This is a genomic window from Microcystis aeruginosa NIES-2549, from assembly GCF_000981785.2.
Taxonomy (GTDB): domain Bacteria; phylum Cyanobacteriota; class Cyanobacteriia; order Cyanobacteriales; family Microcystaceae; genus Microcystis; species Microcystis aeruginosa_C.
The window spans coordinates 1,675,315-1,691,987 of record NZ_CP011304.1; the positions used below are offsets into that span (position 1 = coordinate 1,675,315).

Annotated in this window: 17 protein-coding genes and 1 tRNA gene; 11 read left to right on the forward strand and 7 right to left on the reverse strand. The window is 44.7% G+C overall.

What is annotated here, in order from left to right:
- Positions 1-24: 24 nt before the first annotated feature.
- Genes myaer_RS08055 through queC form a run of 3 tightly spaced genes read left to right on the forward strand, consistent with a single transcriptional unit; the run spans position 25 to position 1,399 of the window.
- Positions 25-342 carry a hypothetical protein gene (locus myaer_RS08055; protein WP_046661710.1) on the forward strand — a complete coding sequence of 106 codons (318 nt, stop codon included), beginning with the start codon at positions 25-27 and terminating at the stop codon, positions 340-342.
- Entirely contained in the window at positions 339-701 is a 363-nt protein-coding gene (locus myaer_RS08060; RefSeq protein ID WP_046661712.1) for an aspartyl protease, read from the forward strand. Before myaer_RS08055 ends, myaer_RS08060 begins: the two co-directional genes overlap by 4 nt.
- The gene (gene queC, locus myaer_RS08065; protein ID WP_046661713.1) at positions 701-1,399 is read left to right on the forward strand and encodes a 7-cyano-7-deazaguanine synthase QueC; all 699 of its coding nucleotides are present in this window, start codon (positions 701-703) and stop codon (positions 1,397-1,399) included. The genes myaer_RS08060 and queC overlap by 1 nt, the downstream gene beginning before the upstream one ends.
- A 17-nt stretch (positions 1,400-1,416) precedes the next feature.
- Here the strand turns inward: queC and myaer_RS08070 are convergent, their stop codons facing one another.
- Both myaer_RS08070 and myaer_RS08075 read right to left on the reverse strand, forming a co-directional pair.
- Complete coding sequence (locus tag myaer_RS08070; protein ID WP_046661714.1) at positions 1,417-1,989, reverse strand: manganese efflux pump MntP family protein; 573 nt, start codon at positions 1,987-1,989, stop codon at positions 1,417-1,419.
- 276 nt (positions 1,990-2,265) lie between these two features.
- Positions 2,266-2,457 (reverse strand): hypothetical protein, encoded by a 192-nt coding sequence (locus myaer_RS08075; RefSeq protein ID WP_046661715.1) that lies wholly within the window; start codon positions 2,455-2,457, stop codon positions 2,266-2,268.
- Between the two features lie 199 nt (positions 2,458-2,656).
- On the opposite strand from myaer_RS08075, the gene myaer_RS08080 reads away from it, so the two are divergent.
- Both myaer_RS08080 and myaer_RS08085 read left to right on the forward strand, forming a co-directional pair.
- Positions 2,657-3,610, forward strand: a complete 954-nt coding sequence (locus myaer_RS08080) for a branched-chain amino acid ABC transporter permease (protein ID WP_046661716.1) — start codon at positions 2,657-2,659, stop codon at positions 3,608-3,610.
- Positions 3,611-3,897: 287 nt separating this feature from the next.
- Positions 3,898-6,285 carry an ATP-dependent Clp protease ATP-binding subunit gene (locus tag myaer_RS08085; protein ID WP_046661718.1) on the forward strand — a complete coding sequence of 796 codons (2,388 nt, stop codon included), beginning with the start codon at positions 3,898-3,900 and terminating at the stop codon, positions 6,283-6,285.
- A 55-nt stretch (positions 6,286-6,340) separates the two neighbouring features.
- Here myaer_RS08085 and myaer_RS21590 read toward each other — a convergent pair whose 3' ends face one another.
- On the reverse strand, positions 6,341-6,481 hold the full coding sequence (locus myaer_RS21590) for a hypothetical protein (protein ID WP_002786556.1): 141 nt from the start codon (positions 6,479-6,481) through the stop codon (positions 6,341-6,343).
- Positions 6,482-6,961: 480 nt separating this feature from the next.
- Between myaer_RS21590 and myaer_RS08095 the strand changes: the two genes are divergently transcribed.
- Complete coding sequence (locus tag myaer_RS08095; RefSeq protein ID WP_046661719.1) at positions 6,962-7,147, forward strand: hypothetical protein; 186 nt, start codon at positions 6,962-6,964, stop codon at positions 7,145-7,147.
- 138 nt (positions 7,148-7,285) lie between these two features.
- Here myaer_RS08095 and myaer_RS08100 read toward each other — a convergent pair whose 3' ends face one another.
- Both myaer_RS08100 and myaer_RS08105 read right to left on the reverse strand, forming a co-directional pair.
- Positions 7,286-8,080, reverse strand: coding sequence for a TrmH family RNA methyltransferase (locus tag myaer_RS08100; protein WP_046661720.1), 795 nt, complete (start codon positions 8,078-8,080; stop codon positions 7,286-7,288).
- Positions 8,081-8,142: 62 nt separating this feature from the next.
- Positions 8,143-8,226: transfer RNA gene (locus myaer_RS08105), tRNA-Leu, on the reverse strand.
- Positions 8,227-8,417: 191 nt separating this feature from the next.
- On the opposite strand from myaer_RS08105, the gene murA reads away from it, so the two are divergent.
- Positions 8,418-9,731, forward strand: a complete 1,314-nt coding sequence (murA, locus tag myaer_RS08110) for a UDP-N-acetylglucosamine 1-carboxyvinyltransferase (protein WP_046661722.1) — start codon at positions 8,418-8,420, stop codon at positions 9,729-9,731.
- A 120-nt stretch (positions 9,732-9,851) separates the two neighbouring features.
- On the opposite strand, the gene myaer_RS08115 is transcribed toward murA, so the two are convergent.
- Positions 9,852-10,454 carry a Uma2 family endonuclease gene (locus myaer_RS08115; RefSeq protein ID WP_046661724.1) on the reverse strand — a complete coding sequence of 201 codons (603 nt, stop codon included), beginning with the start codon at positions 10,452-10,454 and terminating at the stop codon, positions 9,852-9,854.
- Positions 10,455-10,871: 417 nt separating this feature from the next.
- Entirely contained in the window at positions 10,872-11,819 is a 948-nt protein-coding gene (locus myaer_RS08120) for a hypothetical protein (RefSeq protein ID WP_046661726.1), read from the reverse strand.
- A gap of 334 nt (positions 11,820-12,153) precedes the next feature.
- On the opposite strand from myaer_RS08120, the gene myaer_RS08125 reads away from it, so the two are divergent.
- The 4 genes from myaer_RS08125 (at position 12,154) to myaer_RS08140 (ending at position 16,669) form a co-directional block, all read left to right on the forward strand.
- Entirely contained in the window at positions 12,154-12,861 is a 708-nt protein-coding gene (locus tag myaer_RS08125) for an SIMPL domain-containing protein (RefSeq protein WP_004268195.1), read from the forward strand.
- Positions 12,862-12,978: 117 nt separating this feature from the next.
- Positions 12,979-13,866, forward strand: coding sequence for an alpha/beta fold hydrolase (locus tag myaer_RS08130; protein WP_046661727.1), 888 nt, complete (start codon positions 12,979-12,981; stop codon positions 13,864-13,866).
- A gap of 42 nt (positions 13,867-13,908) precedes the next feature.
- Positions 13,909-14,283 carry a hypothetical protein gene (locus myaer_RS08135; RefSeq protein ID WP_046661728.1) on the forward strand — a complete coding sequence of 125 codons (375 nt, stop codon included), beginning with the start codon at positions 13,909-13,911 and terminating at the stop codon, positions 14,281-14,283.
- Positions 14,284-14,632: 349 nt separating this feature from the next.
- On the forward strand, positions 14,633-16,669 hold the full coding sequence (locus tag myaer_RS08140; protein ID WP_046661729.1) for a type I restriction-modification system subunit M: 2,037 nt from the start codon (positions 14,633-14,635) through the stop codon (positions 16,667-16,669).
- The last annotated feature ends 4 nt before the right edge of the window (positions 16,670-16,673 follow it).

The following is a 16,673-nucleotide window of genomic DNA, read 5'->3' on the forward strand; positions in this document are numbered from 1 at the left end:
TTTACTAACAAGAGGTTAAATACTATGTCTAACAACAATTCTGAACGAGTAGTGCGTCGTGGTCGAGTTTTTCCGGAGATTCAATCTACAGAGGAAGAAAAGGCCAAACATCGCGCCCGACAATTAGAATTTTATCATCGTTGTTGGCCGATTTTTCAGAGTTTACAGCCCCGGTTAATGAAACATTATTATGGTTGGTACATTGCGATCGAACCCGATAGCGGCGATTATTTTATCGATCCCGACAAAGAAGTGGCCAGTAAAAAAGCCAGGGCAAAATATCCCGACAAAATCCATCATATCTTTGGAATTAATGAAACTGGAGTTAGTGGCAGAATATGATTGAAGGGAGATTTGGAGAAAATGGTCAAATTTATTTTGATATCGATTTAGTCAGCCCTAATGGTCTGGTGTTACCTGTAGAAGCTATGCTAGATACTGGTTTCACGGAGTTTTGTGTTATGAATGACCAAGATGCTCGCAGTCTTGAATGGCCATTTTTAAACCAAGATAAGTTACGCACCGCTCAAGGAGAAGCATTTTTTGATATATATTTAGGCAGAGTAAGAATTGATGGTCAGGAATACGAAATTCCCGTCTTTGCAGGGGAGGCAATTCAGGAGATTTTGTTAGGTTCGCGGTGGCTAAAACAATTTATCTTAGTAGCTAATTATCAACAAGCACAGGTGACATTAGGATAATGACAAAAAAGGCGATTATTTTACTTTCTGGGGGATTAGATTCAGCGACAACAGCAGCGATCGCTCTAGAGGCTGGTTATCAATTAATCGCCCTTTCCTTTCGTTATGGACAAAGACACGAGCGGGAATTAGCGGCAGCGAAAAAAATTGCTAATTTCCTCGAAATTAAAGAACATCATCTGATCGAAGTCAATCTATCTTTGTGGGGAGGTTCCGCTTTAACGGATCAATCTATTGCTATTCCCCAAGAGGGAATTAACCCGAATATTATCCCGATTACCTATGTACCGGGGAGAAATACAGTTTTTATTTCGATCGCTCTTTCTTTAGCGGAAGCAAGGGAAGCGGAGGCGATATATTTAGGAATTAATGCGGTGGATTATTCCGGTTATCCCGATTGTCGTCCCGAGTATTTAGAGGCCTTTCAAACTTTAGCTAATTTATCATCAAAAGCGGGTTTAGAAGGGAAAGCACCCCAATTAATTGCCCCTTTGGTGATGGATAGTAAGGTAGATATCGTCCGTCGTGCTGTTAGTTTGGGGGTTCCCATTGCTGATACTTGGTCTTGTTATCAAGGAGAAGTTGAACCCTGCGGTTTATGCGATTCCTGCCGTATCAGAGATCAGGCTTTAATTGAGGCCGGTTATCCCGAATTAGCTACTTCCCTCTTGAAACAGTCAGGAAAAGGGGGAGCATAGTGAAAAATGGAGATAATCTAGGCGATTAAATGTTCAATGAGGATTTTACCGCCGATTAATATTAAAACTAAACCGCCGAGAATTTCCACCTTTTGGCTAAATAAATTACCGAATTTATGCCCGATAAAAACAGCTATAAAACATAAAACAAAGGTAATAAAACCAATGACAGTGCAAGCTAAAAGTAAGGGAGTTTTAATCATCGATAAACCCAAACCAACTACTAAAGCATCGATGCTAGTAGCGATCGCTAATCCGATTAAAGTATAGGAATCTAGAGGATTAAATTTTTTTTCCTCGTCATCATTTTGAACAGCTTCGTAGATCATTTTACTGCCGATCGCCCCTAGAATAATAAAAGCGATCCAGTGATCAAAAGAGGCAAGAAAATCGCGACAGGTTAGACCAATACCCCAACCAATCATCGGCATAATTGCTTGAAATCCCCCAAAAAACAAAGCAATTTTCAAAGCCTTATTAACATGAATATGACGAATCATCAGGCCACTGGTTAGAGAAACGGCCACGGCATCGGCGGCTAATCCCACGGCAACAAAGGAAGTGGTTAAAAGTTCGAGTGAAGTAAACATCTATAGTTGTTTATCCTTTAATTTCCCCTTATCTTAACTAATTTTTCCCCAGAAAACTTTCATATTTCTCTCATGATCCTCTCATTTATCTATCATTTCTCTAACCTAAGTAGGTAGGCGTTAAAAGTTGTCAGATGCCCCCCTTATCAAGGGGGGATTAAAGGGGGGATCGGCACCCCCCTTATCAAGGGGAGCAGGGGGGATCGAACCTAAAATCCATTTTTAATTTAATTATAACCAGCTACTTAATTACTGAGAGGATCGAATTGAAAACGTTTAAAACCACATTATCGGTTCCTCACCGATTACCTCGACCTGATGGATTGCTTCTGGAGTAAAATTGATGATATCCTCAGCTTCTAGGACTTTTTCGCTCGCTACTGCCATTTTATCGGGAAATTCAGCCGTAGGAGTCCGAGTAACCAATCCTGCTGTTTTATAAATTCCCCCGAATTTTTTCCAGGACAAAGTTGAGGAAGATACCTTTTCCCATCATCGATCATCCCGTCTGCCTTTAAGGTGGCGAACGCTACCATATAGGAAAAGTGCCACATAAAAAATTATGATAATTTCGAGAATTACCGGAGAATGAGGTGGGAGAGAACGGTGATAAAATTAGCTAATTGACTCCCCTAACTTAAGCACCCAATAACCGCTCACTGAAAATATGGCTGATTTTTTTAACACCTATGGTTTTTTAATTGTTTCAATGATCTTTGGAGCCATATTAGGCATTTCAATTTATCTGCCCTTAATGGCCGGTCAATTATCCTTAGCAACCCCCGGTTTTTACGCTTTAGGTGGTTATGTTGCCGCCATTCTTTCCACGAAAGTTTTTACTAATACTGGTAGCAATTATCCCCTGGCTTTGGTCTTTTTAGAAATGTTAATTGCTGGCATGATTGCGGGAATATTAGCCATAGTTTTAGGTATTCCTGTTCTACGTTTGCGAGGGATTTATTTAGCTATTGCCACGATTGCCTGGGTAGAAATTTTGAGAATTATTGCCCTTAATCTCGAGATAACTGGCGGTGCGGTTGGTATTTTCGCCATTCCCCAACCCTTCACCACTCAATTAGCCTACCTTTGGCTGGCCTTGCCCCTCTTATTGCTAACTATGCTGTTTCTCTACCGGTTAGAAAACATCAAAATTGGTCGGGCATTTAATGCCATTCGTGCCGATGAGTTGGCGGCTGCGGCCATGGGAATTAATCCCACCTATCACAAGGTTTTATCCTTCACTTTCGGGGCAGTTTTAGCGGCAGTTGTGGGAGCGGTAAGCGCCCATTTTCTCAATACTTGGAATTCCCGTCAGGGAACCTTTGATTCTAGTATTATTTTCTTGGCTTTTGTTTTAATTGGTGGTTCCAGAACTTTTGTCGGGCCGGTGGTGGGGGGCATTGTTTTAACTGCTTTGCCCGAAGTTTTACGCGCCCTCGGCGGCGTGAATGGTTTACCAATTTGGTTGGGGAATTTCTTGCGCGATGGTCGTTTGATTATCTTTGGAATTTTAATCGTTTTGGGAACGATTTTTTATCCCCAAGGCTTAATTACACCTGAATTAATCAAAAAACTAATGCCCTTTAAAAGACGTTCCTCTCTTAGTCAAGTTGATTCCTAATTACAGTGATCAGATTTTAGTTTTCAGTTCATTGATTACTGTTTAAGTACCTAAGCAAAATTAATTACACATTTCGATAAAGCTTTTGCCTCTTGCCTATTGCCTCTTGCCTATCTTCACTAGGAAATTTATTTTGCACGACTACTTACTGTTCACAGCCAAAAACTCCCCATCTCCCCACTCCTGGCCCCTAACCCACCCTGCTGATACGGATATCCCCCTTCCGGCTAATGTAAAGAAAACGTTACAGTAACAGGTAAAGCCCAGTAGCCAGGAAGCCGTCGATCATGTTTGAATACTTTAACCAAAAAGCTATCAAAGCGGTGATGTTCGCCCAAGAAGAGGCCCGTCGTACCGGTCACAGTGTCGTGGGTACGGAGCATTTACTGTTAGGATTGATAGGAGAAGCCACCGCCACCGCAGCCTCAATTCTCAAGGATTTAAAAGTCACCCTGCACGAAAGTCGCCGCGTGATTGAAGGAATGACTGGCCGCGGCACCGGTTACAGTCCCGTTAATATCCCTTTTACCCCGAAAGCGAAAAAGATGTTCGAGCAAGCATTTCAGGAAGCTCGACAATTAGGGGAACAGGCGATCGCACCTGAACATCTATTACTCGCTATCACCACCGATCCCGAATCCCTAGCCGCTAAAATTTTAATTATGCAGGGTGTTGATTTGATCAAACTTCGCGGCCTTTTAATTAAAAATGCTGGGGAAAAAGTCGCTAGTGGTCGCTTCACGGCAAAGAGTGACTATGAAGACCAGAAAAATGCTCCCCAAGGCGGGATTTTAGCCCAATATAGTCGCAATTTAAGCCAAGAGGTCAAAAATGGCAAAATTGACCCTGTAATCGGTAGAGAGCCAGAAATCCAGCGAGTTATTCAAATTTTAGGCCGTCGCGGCAAGAATAACCCGATTTTACTCGGTGAGCCGGGGGTAGGCAAAACAGCGATCGCTGAAGGTTTAGCACAACTCATCCATAATGGCGATATTCCCGAACTTTTGCGGGATAAACAGGTAATTGCCCTCGATATGGGGTCTTTACTGGCGGGAACCCGTTTTCGCGGCGATTTTGAAGAACGTTTAAAGGGTGTGGTGGAGGAAGTTCGCAAATCGGGCAATATTATCCTGTTTATCGATGAAATTCACACTCTTGTGGGTGCTGGTAGCATGGGAGGAGCTATGGATGCTTCTAACTTGCTTAAACCTGCTTTAGCTCGCGGCGAGTTACAGTGTTTAGGGGCAACTACTCTCGATGAGTATAAACAGCATATTGAGCGAGATGCGGCTCTAGAAAGACGTTTTCAGCCAGTTATGGTGGGAGAACCGACTAAAGAGCAAGCGATCGAGATTTTACAGGGTTTAAAAGCCACCTACGAGGATTTCCATCAGGTAAAATACGATCAAAAAGCGATCGAAGCTGCCGTTAATCTATCCTCTCGCTATATCAATGATCGCTTTTTACCGGACAAAGCGATCGATCTTCTCGATGAAGCGGGATCCCGCACCCATCTACGCTATTCCCTACAAAGTAAAAGTCCTGCGGAGGTTAGCGAAGAATCACCCCTAATTAACCCCGAATCTTTAATTCCGGTGGTGGATGCGGAGGAAATCGCCCAAATTGTCGCCGCTTGGACAGGTATTCCCGTTACCCAATTAACTGAAACTGAGTCAGAATCGCTCTTAAATCTGGAATGTCAACTGCACGAGCGGATTATTGGTCAACAGGAGGCAGTGAATGCCGTTTCTCGTGCTATTCGTCGAGCGCGAGTAAATTTAAAGAATCCTAACCGTCCGATTGCCTCGTTTATTTTTGCCGGTCCCACGGGAGTCGGTAAAACTGAATTAACGAAAGCCTTAGCTAAGTTGCTCTTTGGCTCGGAATCCAGTATGATTCGCCTAGATATGTCGGAATTTATGGAATCCCACACGGTTTCTAAGTTAATTGGTGCGCCTCCCGGATACATCGGTTACAATGAAGGCGGTCAATTAACGGAAGCAGTGCGTCGTCAACCCTATAGAGTGGTCTTGTTTGACGAAATCGAGAAAGCACATCCCGATGTTTTTAATCTTCTCCTGCAACTGTTAGAAGATGGTCATTTGACCGATTCCCAAGGTCGTCGGGTGGACTTTAAGAATACCCTAATTATCATGACCTCGAATATTGGCTCAAAAGTCATCGAAAAAGGCGGTAATAGCTTAGGATTCGAGATTGCTGACGATTTTGCTCAATCGCGTTACCAACAGATTTCTAATCGGGTGACAGAGGAGTTAAAACAATATTTCCGTCCCGAATTTCTCAACCGTCTCGATGAAATCATTGTTTTCCGACAGTTAACTCGCCAAGAAGTTACCCAGATTGCCGATATTCTGATCGCAGATCTAGCCAAACAATTGACAGAAAAAGGCATTTCTGTGCAAGTTACCGCCGCTTTTAAGGATTTGGTCATCAATGAGGGTTATGATCCTAGCTACGGTGCGCGGCCTTTACGTCGTGCTTTAACTCGACGCTTAGAGGATAGTTTAGCCGAGGCGATGTTATCGGGAAAAGTCAATTCTGGAGACCATGCGCTATTAGATGTAACTGCTGAAGCTGTGGTGACAGTCTCTAGTCATCAGCGCTCCGAGCAGAACGATATTCTCTCGCAATTACAGTTACAATCGGTGGGTTAATCCGCTCAAAAATTGCTTTTTTTCGGGGTTGAAAAATTTTCAACCCCGATTTTTATCATCCAGGAAAAATAACTTCTAGGGGAGCGGGAATCATCTCGGTGCGAAAGTCAAGAATCTGAACTAGGATTAAATAGGCAACGGCGATTAAAATCGAAATCGCTCCCGTGATAATGGCGATAATTTTAGCAGAATTCATATAATTAACCGATAATTTCCTGAGATTATTGATCTATTGCCGCAAAAGCTACCGAAATTTATTCTCATCTACGATTGCGAGCCTAAACAAATGAACTAATAAACTCCGCTACGCGCTCGAGTGGAGTTTCTGACGCTTCTTTTTGCCTAGTTGCCCCATGCTTCCGCACGAGGTAGAGCCAGACGACTCTGCATCTAGAGAGGCTCGTTCCAAACCCCTAACATAATTAATCATAACCTGAGCGGCAGCTATATCCCTATCGCAAGAATAGCTACGAGAAATTTAGCTATGAACTCTTTCGGCTAAAGATTTCTTCTTTTGTTGACCACAATTAGGGCAAGTTTGAGATGGTTTAATGTTTTGGGTAGGAACCTCAATGTTAAGTAGTCGTGCAAAATTAATTTCCTAGTGAAGATAGGCAATAGGCAAGAGGCAAGAGGTGGTTAGATATGTGTAATTAATTTTGCTTAGGTACTTAAAATGACTGAACCCACCTTAACGGAACTGCATCAGAAAATCGATACAGGTGTTAGAGTCGCAATCGCAGAAGCAATTGAGAGACACCGCTTCTTAGGAGAGTCTATCAGCATTTTCAAAGATGGCCAAATTGTCACCTTAACAGCCGCGCAAATTCCGCCAAAACTTGCCAAAAAAACGGAAGTGTAAAAAATTGGTTGACTGTCTCAAATTGCACTATTCGCGGCAATTCTATCAAGACTAGAAACAAAAAACAAGCAATTTAGAAGGTTTAAGGGGGGATTACCCGGATGCTAATCTTGGTTTTAACGGTGGATTACGCTGACGCTAATCCACCCTACTGTAGGATAATTGTCTTCTAGCTTCGTAGAGGATGACAGCAGTAGCGATCGCAACATTTAAAGATTCCACAGCACCAAAGAGGGGAATTTTCACCGTTTCATCGGCTAAAGTCGCTAATTGGGGTGATAAACCGGCTCCTTCATTGCCTAATAATATTAAAGTCGGACGGGTAAAATCAATCTCCCAATGGCTTTTGGTGGCTGTGGGTAAAGTCGCGATCGCTTTTACCCCCTGTGCTTGATATTTTTTCACTAAAGCCGATAAATCCGATTCTACCACCAGGGGCGATCGAAACCATTCCCCGGCGGAACTGCGGATCACTTTGGGGTTATCGATTTCGACGCTATCGAGACTTAACCAGATACCCTGTACCTCTGTAGCCACGGCAGTGCGGATAATAGTGCCGAGATTACCCGGATCCTGCAATCTTTCCAAAACTAAGCCCAATTGTAGCGGATTTTGGGGGACTGGATGAAGGTGATCACGGGAAATAGTAGCAATCACACCATCGGGATTAACCGTTGTTGCTAGGGAAGCGAGGACTTCCGGGGAAACTATCTCGACTCGTTTGGCTTGATTTTGAAGCTTCTCCGCTAATTCTCCCTGTCTTTGCCGCCACTTTTCCGTATAACAAACCGTCTCTAGGGAACAATTCAGGGCTAAAGCTGTCTCTAGTAAGTGGGTTCCCTCAATTAAGGACAAATTCTGCTCCTGTCGCTCTCTAGTGCGGTGTAGCTTGCGAATTTGCTTGATTAAAGGGTTTTGAACACTGCTAATCATAGCCAATCGGATTTTTCACCCCGCTAGGGCTACCCTAAACAACTGCGTCTTGAGGGAGATAATGCGGAACTCGGGACTTGAACCCGAAAGTCTTTGCAGACACTAGAACCTGAATCTAGCGCGTCTACCAATTCCGCCAGTTCCGCATTTTTCTTTCACAATCTTTTATTATACTATCGGACAATCCATAAGTCAAGATAGTTGAGATAATTAAGACAAAAATCGCTTTTCGGGGTAGAATCACCAATAATTTCCTCAAAAATCTGATAAGATGCAGTCTCATTTTGCTGAAGCTTTCCTTAGCCAAGACTCCCAACCAAGATAAATGAATCATCCTATGACCATCGATACCGAGCATCCCTATTTAGAAATTCAAGGTCGTCACTCTCTCCGGGGTGAAGTCAAGATCAGTGGCGCCAAAAATGCCGCTCTCGTGATTATGGCGGGAGCTTTACTCTGCTCCGACGAGTGCCAGATTAGTAATGTACCCGCCCTAGCCGATATCGAGCGGATGAGTCAAATTCTCTCGGCCCTAGGCGTGCAGGTCCGTCGCACCGGAGATAGACTAGAGATTGATGGCAGAGACCTCAAACAAGCTCAAGCGCCCTACGATCTCGTCTCCCAGTTGCGGGCCAGTTTTTTCGCCATCGGACCGATTTTAGCCCGTTTAGGAGAAGCAAAAGTTCCCCTCCCCGGCGGCTGCGCCATTGGGGCCAGACCAGTGGATCTGCACGTTAGGGGCCTACAGTCAATGGGTGCAGATGTATTAATCGATGGCGGCATGGTACACGCCCGCGTTAAGGGTAATGGTCGTCTGAAAGGGGCGAATATTTATCTGGATTATCCCAGTGTGGGAGCGACGGAAACCCTAATGATGGCGGCGACTTTAGCGTTCGGGGAAACCATTCTCGGCAATGCGGCCCAGGAGCCAGAGGTGATTGATTTAGCCAATTTTTGTGTTTCCATGGGGGCAAAAATTCGCGGTGCTGGGACCAATACAATTGTCATCGAGGGAGTTTCCCGTCTGCACAGTACCGATTACAATATCATTCCCGATCGCATTGAAGCCGGGACTTTACTGATAGCCGGGGCGATTACCCGCTCAGAAATTAGTCTTTATCCGGTGATTCCCAGCCATTTAGCTTCGGTAATTGCTAAACTGCACGAAATCGGTCCGGAAGTGGTGGAAGATGGCCCTAATCGTCTCCGGATTATCCCTAAAGACTTAAAAGCCACCGATATCGAAACCCTGCCCTATCCCGGTTTTCCCACGGATATGCAGGCCCAATTTATGGCTCTGTTAACTTTAACCGAGGGCAGTAGCGTAGTTAATGAGACGGTTTTTGAAAATCGTCTGCGTCATGTGGCCGAATTAAAGCGTCTGGGAGCAGATATCAAGGTCAAAGGAAATGTGGCTTTAGTGCGCGGTGTGCCTTTCCTCTCTGGGGCGCCGGTGATGGCCACGGATCTACGCGCTTCGGCAGCTTTGGTGGTGGCGGGATTGGCAGCCCAGGGGACTACTATTGTGCAGGGACTCCATCACCTCGATCGAGGTTATGATAATTTAGAGGGTAAATTAGGAGCATTAGGGGCAAATTTACGCCGGGTTGATCCTTTAGCCTTAGAATTGGCTACCCTGTCCCCATCTTAACAGGATGATTAGTTATCGCTGTTCTATCAGTGTTGAGGATTCCCGTGAGCAACAATATAGAACAGCGTTAATCGTGCTTAGTTGTTCTATATTGACGGAACCTTTCATCAGCGATCGCATTTACCAAATCTTAGCCATTACTAACTCAAACCCCGGCAATTCTGGATCACCACTAATGGTTTCAGGAGCATTTAAAATCTCCGGTTCTCGATGGGGGCGATAAATATAGACTTGGCGATTTTGGCGATCAATTAACCAACCCAATAAAGTACCATTGGCAATATATTCCTCCATCTTTTTCTGCAAACTGGATACTGTATCACTAGCAGAACGCAATTCAATGACAAAATCGGGACAGATGGGGGAAAAAGAGGCTTTTTGTTTTTCTGTTAAAGCATTCCAGCGTTCTAATTTAATCCAAGCAGCATCCGGTGAACGAGTCGCACCATTGGGCAGCGTAAAACCCGCACTAGAATCAAACCCAAGCCCCGTTCCATCTAGTTCTGACCAGTTCCCCAGTTGCAGAGCTATATTAAAATTGCGATTACCCGTATCTGAAAAAGCAGGAGGCATAACGATCACTTCTCCACTAGCACTGCGTTCAATGCGTAAATCTCGATTGGCTAAACAAAATTCATAAAATTGCTCCTCCGTCATCGGCATAATCCAAGGAAGATCAATCATCAAAGGAGCCGAGGTCGCTTGTACAAGTAGTGTCGTCATATTTTCGCCCTACTCAAGAATTACACGAATTAACAACTGAATGCCCTTCAATCTTAACTTAGCTCTTGTCAACGGCATTATTAACTACCAAAAGATAGAATGCGATCGCTCTTAACGTTGCTAAAGAAGCCTGACGGAGAGTAATGTAAATATTTATAAAAATGTAGCTTAGAATACATTTTAAAAAAGGAGAGTGTGTATTGTTATTTTATTGTCCGTCTTTTCAGAAAAACAAACCACAAAAGTCTCCTAATACCATCAATAAAATCCGACAATTACCCTTCATTAATTGGAGGGGTTTTTATCAGTTGTCATACTAAATCCGTTGAGTAACGCACAGAAAGCGGGTTTCTCCGAGAAACCCGTTTTCTATTAATGCTTGGGGATAGTTTTTCCTAGCTTAGGGGGATTGAAAGTTTAATTTTCCCTGAATCTTTCTAACAGTTCTGAGCGAGATAAATTAGCCAGAGAAAGAAGTAACCCGGTGCGTTCCGAGATAGGAAGTTGGGCAATCTGTTCCACCAGACCAGATAATTCTGCATCTAGGCTGCCAAAACGTCCTTCCAGAAGACTGGTTATCAGGGATAGTTGTCCTTCTAAACTGCCTCGTTGTATCCCTTCTTGTATCCCTTCTTGTTTCCACTCTTCTCGTTGTTGTAAATAAGCTGGTGATAGGTTCATAATGTCCTCCTGTTCTTCGGCACTTAAATTATCTCTTAATTCCAAACTCTTGCGCCAGTTGGCCAGAATTTCCAGTAAATTCTCTTGGCAAGGATTACCTTCAGGTAATTGCACTAATTCTTCTACTGCCCGTTTTTGCGTCCCTCCTTTCCCTAGTACCCTCAACCATAAAGTCTCCTCATTGACTGGTAATTGATGGATGGCGACAATTCCTGTTTTGAACAGGCTAGGGGAAAAATAAACTCCTTTTCCCCACTCCTCTTTCATCCCCTCTTCCGGTAGGAATGAAGGGGGGATTCCCACGACTTCTTCAATCATTCTCGCCGAAAAAGTAGGCGTTAAAATCCAGAGAACTGGTAGTTCAGCTTCAGTTAGAGTTTTGTTTGTCCGTTTCGCCTTCCTCAAGACCTCGCCATGAACCGCATATAACTTTGAGATGCAGCTGCGAATCTCTACCTCGGAGGGAGGATTACGGAAGGGTTCAAATAAGCAGCAAGTCGCCGCCATTTTAGCGAGTATGCCCAAGGGTAATTCAGTCCTTGATGCTGAACTGGCTGGTTCAAACCAGACATCGATTTCTTGAACTTCACTCTTGACTTTCTTGCTCTTTTTAATCGTCCCTAGAGACGCTAAGAGTTCTTCTAAATATTCCTTGGCAAATTGGTCGTGAATTTGGCGAGTCATTGCAGGGGATAATTAATCCGAGAAAGTGCATTAACAATCTTGTTAGATCATAGCAAGTTTTGAGAATTTATCTTTTTAATCAACAGCACCAGTGTGCGAACCAATCGGCTCTCTTATTCTTTGTGTGACAAGTTTAACTTATATAATAGCGATCGGTCTTTGTGTTCTTTGTGTCTCTGTGGTTCTTCACACTCATTGCTTAAATGCCCCTTCTCAAGTTCCCAGAGCTTAGTCACCAATATTGCGAAAGTGACAGAAAAGGGATAATCTTCCACTCAATTGCCCAAAATAAAGGCTAGAATCGAAATATAGTATCGATCGCTACGGATTTTTCATGAATTACAGAAAATTTTGCTTGGCTTTTTTGCTGTCCCTTATCCTCATCAACACCGGATTAGTTATGCCTAGTTACGCAAACGAAAGAGAATTGAGGACAATTACCGTAACGGGGGAAGGGATAGAAAATATCGCCACTTCTCAAGCAATAGTGCGCTTAGGGGTAGAAATTCAAGGCAAAGAAGCGGGTAAGGTGCAGCGGGAAACCGCCAATCGTAGCGATGCGGTGGTTAAATTTCTCCGTTCCCGTCAAGTGGAAAAATTGGAAACCACCGGCATTAGTTTACAGCCCAATTACGACTTCAGCAACAATCAAAGACGTTTAATCGGTTATATCGGGGCTAATTTGATTAGTTTTCAGGTTGATATAGCCCAAGCGGGGATTTTAATCGATGAAGCGGTGAAAGTCGGGGCAACACGCATCGATGGGGTCAGTTTTACTGCCGGAGAATCAGCGATCGCAGCTGCCCAAAGAACTGCTCTCATCAAAGCCACGGAACAAGCTAGAGAACAGGCTACAATCGTGTTACAAGCCCTCGGTTTAGTGCCGAAAGAAACGGTTTCTATCCAAGTGGGTAATACCAGTAATCCCGTGCCAATAGCCCGCTCAGAAGCGGTTTTTCGCAGTGCCGATGCTGCCAGTAGCCCGGTTATCGGAGGGGAACAAACCCTGCGGGCTGCTGTCACCCTCGAAATTAGCTATTAAGATAACTTTCAGCTATCAGTTATCAGCCAGGGTTTTTTTGAGCGGAAATCTTGTATACAGACTGATAAAATCAACGCCGATGCTCGGAAACTCTAGAAAAAACTGTCCCCCTCATCCGTGAATTATCCCAACTTTTTACCCACTGTTAGGGAGGGATTGAGTGAAGATACCTCCCTTGCTCTCCTCGAAAATATCCAACAAATTGCCATCGATAGCCCCATCTATCCTCGATCGATTCTAACCACCTATAGTCAACAAGGGCAAGGTCAACCGCCCTTTGTTCTCCTGCACGGTTTTGATAGTTCCCTGCTGGAATTTCGGCGTTTACTACCCTTACTCGCCCAAAATAGGGAAACTTGGGCGATAGATCTACTCGGCTTCGGTTTTACTGAGCGATACCCAGATTTACAAGTATCTCCGAAAACTATTAAAAGCCATCTTTACCATTTCTGGCAAACTGCGATCGCAGAACCGATAATTTTAGTCGGTGCTTCCATGGGGGGTGCAGTGGCCCTAGATTTTGCCCTCTCCCACCCGGAAATAGTGGCAAAATTAGTCCTGATTGACAGCGCAGGACTAGCTAACCCCCCAGTTTTGGGTAAATTGATGTTTTCTCCCCTCGATAAGTGGGCAACTAATTTTTTAGCCAATCCCCGCGTGCGTCAAAATATCAGTCGTACTGCCTATTTTGATGCAACTTTGGCCACTGTTGATGCTTGCACCTGTGCCAATCTGCACCTGAATTGTCCCCACTGGAGTGAGGCTTTAATCTCCTTTACCAAAAGTGGCGGTTATGGGGCATTTTTGCCGAAATTAAGCCAAATAAACCGAGAAACGCTGATTATTTGGGGAGAAAACGATCAAATTTTAGGCACAAAAGACGCGAAGATATTTCAGCAGGCCTTACCCAATAATCAACTGGTTTGGATTCCTCGCTGTGGTCATGTTCCCCATCTCGAAAAACCGGAACTTACCGCGGCCGCGATAGTTAAATTTGCGAACTAAAAACTTATAATAGGATTATTTGACCCTATAGTGCCAACTTTTATGAAATTTTTGCCGATCGCTCTCGCTACATTCAGCCTTCTGAGTTTATCTGTCAATATTCCCCCTACTGTGGCCACACAACAGCTTTTTTGTCGAGGCCGCATGAATAACGGTTGGTCCTATTCAGCAGAATTTATCAATGGACGTTTTGAGCGCATTCGCTGGACGCGCTCCGGTCAACCTCCCCAAGTTTCTAGCCTTAGTTTTAAAAATACCAACAACAAAGGACAGCCGATTTATCGCGGCAGTTTATTCGCCGCAGTCAGTGTCACTCTGATAGACTTATCCAAAGGAGATGTCCGTCCCGGTTCGCAAATTTCCGTGGGAGTGGAAGAATGGGGTTGGTCGCGGGGAAACTGCGGTTTTAACAGTTGACATCCTCGCCGCCCTAAAAGTGCGGCGATTCCTAAACCTCACGATTTAAGTTTCTGCTTCCACCACCGTCGCATACCACAGTTAAAAAACCATGTACTGTCTTACACAGAGTCCACAGACTTTCGCCCCATTTCAGAAGCCCGATTCCGTGTGTCCCACGGTACGTTGACCGCCTATAGCTTCTTGTACTTGTTGCGCGCGACTTTTTACCCGGCCAAGCTTTTCTGGTCGGAACCCCCTAAGCCGAGTTTTCAAGGTGCTGCGCCGTCCACTTGGTTTTCGAGACTGGCCTTTTAATTCTAACGTAAAGCCGCCGTAGAACGGCGGGGTTTCAGACCCAAAATTTCCGATGAACAACTTCGGTGACAAGGTAAGTTTTATTTGGAGTATCGCGGATTTAATCCGCGACACCTTTAAGCGCGGCAAATATCAAGATGTCATCTTGCCTTTCACCGTGCTGCGTCGCCTCGACTGCGTGTTAGAGCCGACCAAAGAGGAGGTCTTAGCAGCCTACCACCAGTACAAAGACAAGCTCGACAATCTCGATCCTCTCCTCTGCAAAAAATCAGGATTTGCCTTCTATAACAGTTGTCCCTACGACTTCGAGAAACTCCTCGATGATCCCAAACAGTTGGCCGCTAACCTCAAGCTCTACATCAACAGTTTTAGCGGCAATATGCGCGAGGTGTTAGAGAAGTTCGACTTTGCCAACACCATCGACAAGCTGGAACAATCAGACCTGCTCTTTCTCGTCACCGAGCGCTTTCAGAACATCGATTTACACCCCGATAAGGTTTCTAACCTAGAGATGGGATACATCTTTGAGGAACTCATCCGCAAGTTTAACGAAGCTCTCGATGAAAATCCGGGGGAACACTTCACACCCCGGGAAGTGATTCAGTTAATGGTTAACCTCATCTTCTCCCCGGACAAAACACAGTTAAGCCAAGAATACATTACTCGCAGCGTTTACGATCCCTGCTGCGGTTCCGGGGGAATGCTGACCATTGCCAAGGATCGGATTTTGGAACTCAACCCCAAGGCCCAGGTTTTTCTCTTTGGCCAGGAAGTCAACCCGGAGACCTTTGCTGTGTGTAAATCTGACCTCTACATGAAAAGTGTGGACGGTAAGGACGCTGAAAATATCAAGTTTGGCAGCACCCTTTCCCAGGACCAGCACAGTGACAAAACCTTTGACTATCTCCTGGCCAATCCACCCTACGGCAAGGACTGGAAGCGAGATAAGGAGGCAGTGGAGACAGAGGCACAAAAAGCGGGCAGCCGATTTTCAGCAGGAACACCCCGCATCAGTGACGGACAACTTCTTTTTCTACAGCACATGATTGCACGCATGAAGCCGGAGACCCAAGGAGGCAGCCGCGTGGCGATTGTTATGAACGGTTCGCCATTGTTTACCGGGGATGCGGGAAGTGGGGAGAGCGAGATCCGGCGCTGGATTTTGGAAAATGACTGGCTCGAAGCAATCATCGCTCTGCCGAATGACCTATTTTATAACACCGGCATTGCCACATATATCTGGGTATTGACCAACCACAAGGCTGCTGAGAGGAGGGGTAAGGTGCAGCTGATTAATGCCTCCGAGTTTTGGCTGCCGATGCGGAAGAGTCTTGGCAGCAAGCGCCGGGAGATTAGTTCCCAGCATATTCGGGAGATAACTGAAATTTTCCAGAGTTTTCAACCCTCAGAGGTGAGTAAGATTTTTGATAGGGAAGATTTCGGCTACCGCAAGATTACCGTAGAGCGTCCCTTGAGGCTCAATTTTCAGGCATCACCGGAGCGGATTGAGCGATTGAAAGAGCAGAGCGCGTTTGCTAGTTTGGCAGTGAGCAAGAAGAAAAGTGATGAAATGAAGGGGATCGAGGAACAGGCCGGCAAGGAACAACAAAGGCTGATTTTAGACATTCTTAATAGTTTTCCCGATACTTTATATCAGGATCGAGGGGAATTTGAGAAGGTGCTAAAGAAAGGGATGAAAACCAAGGGAATAACGCTCGCACCAGCAGTTTATAAGGCGATTCTTTCGGCTCTTTCTGAGCGGGACGAATCGGCTAATATTTGTCTGGATAAACAGGGTAATCCCGAACCGGATACGGATTTAAGAGATACGGAAAATGTACCACTTAAACAGGATATTAATGACTATTTCGATCGAGAAGTTCTCCCCCATGTAACCGATGCTTGGATTAGTGACACGGTGCGGGATATTAGGGACGGTGCGCTTGGAAAGGTGGGGTATGAGATTAATTTTAATCGCTATTTTTATAAGTATCAGCCACCGCGAACTTTAGAGGCAATTGAAGCTGATATTAAGGAAGTGGAAGGGGAGATTTTAGCCATGTTAACAAGTCTAGAGGAGAGAATTTGAGCAT

Excerpts from the sequence above, each read along its gene's own strand:
- myaer_RS08120 (WP_046661726.1), bottom strand. The coding sequence starts at position 11,819 with ATGACTCGCCAAATTCACGACCAATTTGCCAAGGAATATTTAGAAGAA.
- myaer_RS08060 (WP_046661712.1), top strand. The coding sequence starts at position 339 with ATGATTGAAGGGAGATTTGGAGAAAATGGTCAAATTTATTTTGATATC.
- myaer_RS08100 (WP_046661720.1), bottom strand. The coding sequence starts at position 8,080 with ATGATTAGCAGTGTTCAAAACCCTTTAATCAAGCAAATTCGCAAGCTA.
- myaer_RS08140 (WP_046661729.1), top strand. The coding sequence starts at position 14,633 with ATGAACAACTTCGGTGACAAGGTAAGTTTTATTTGGAGTATCGCGGAT.
- myaer_RS08115 (WP_046661724.1), bottom strand. The coding sequence starts at position 10,454 with ATGACGACACTACTTGTACAAGCGACCTCGGCTCCTTTGATGATTGAT.
- myaer_RS08125 (WP_004268195.1), top strand. The coding sequence starts at position 12,154 with ATGAATTACAGAAAATTTTGCTTGGCTTTTTTGCTGTCCCTTATCCTC.
- murA (WP_046661722.1), top strand. The coding sequence starts at position 8,418 with ATGACCATCGATACCGAGCATCCCTATTTAGAAATTCAAGGTCGTCAC.
- myaer_RS08095 (WP_046661719.1), top strand. The coding sequence starts at position 6,962 with ATGACTGAACCCACCTTAACGGAACTGCATCAGAAAATCGATACAGGT.
- queC (WP_046661713.1), top strand. The coding sequence starts at position 701 with ATGACAAAAAAGGCGATTATTTTACTTTCTGGGGGATTAGATTCAGCG.
- myaer_RS08055 (WP_046661710.1), top strand. The coding sequence starts at position 25 with ATGTCTAACAACAATTCTGAACGAGTAGTGCGTCGTGGTCGAGTTTTT.
- myaer_RS21590 (WP_002786556.1), bottom strand. The coding sequence starts at position 6,481 with ATGAATTCTGCTAAAATTATCGCCATTATCACGGGAGCGATTTCGATT.
- myaer_RS08080 (WP_046661716.1), top strand. The coding sequence starts at position 2,657 with ATGGCTGATTTTTTTAACACCTATGGTTTTTTAATTGTTTCAATGATC.
- myaer_RS08070 (WP_046661714.1), bottom strand. The coding sequence starts at position 1,989 with ATGTTTACTTCACTCGAACTTTTAACCACTTCCTTTGTTGCCGTGGGA.
- myaer_RS08135 (WP_046661728.1), top strand. The coding sequence starts at position 13,909 with ATGAAATTTTTGCCGATCGCTCTCGCTACATTCAGCCTTCTGAGTTTA.
- myaer_RS08085 (WP_046661718.1), top strand. The coding sequence starts at position 3,898 with ATGTTTGAATACTTTAACCAAAAAGCTATCAAAGCGGTGATGTTCGCC.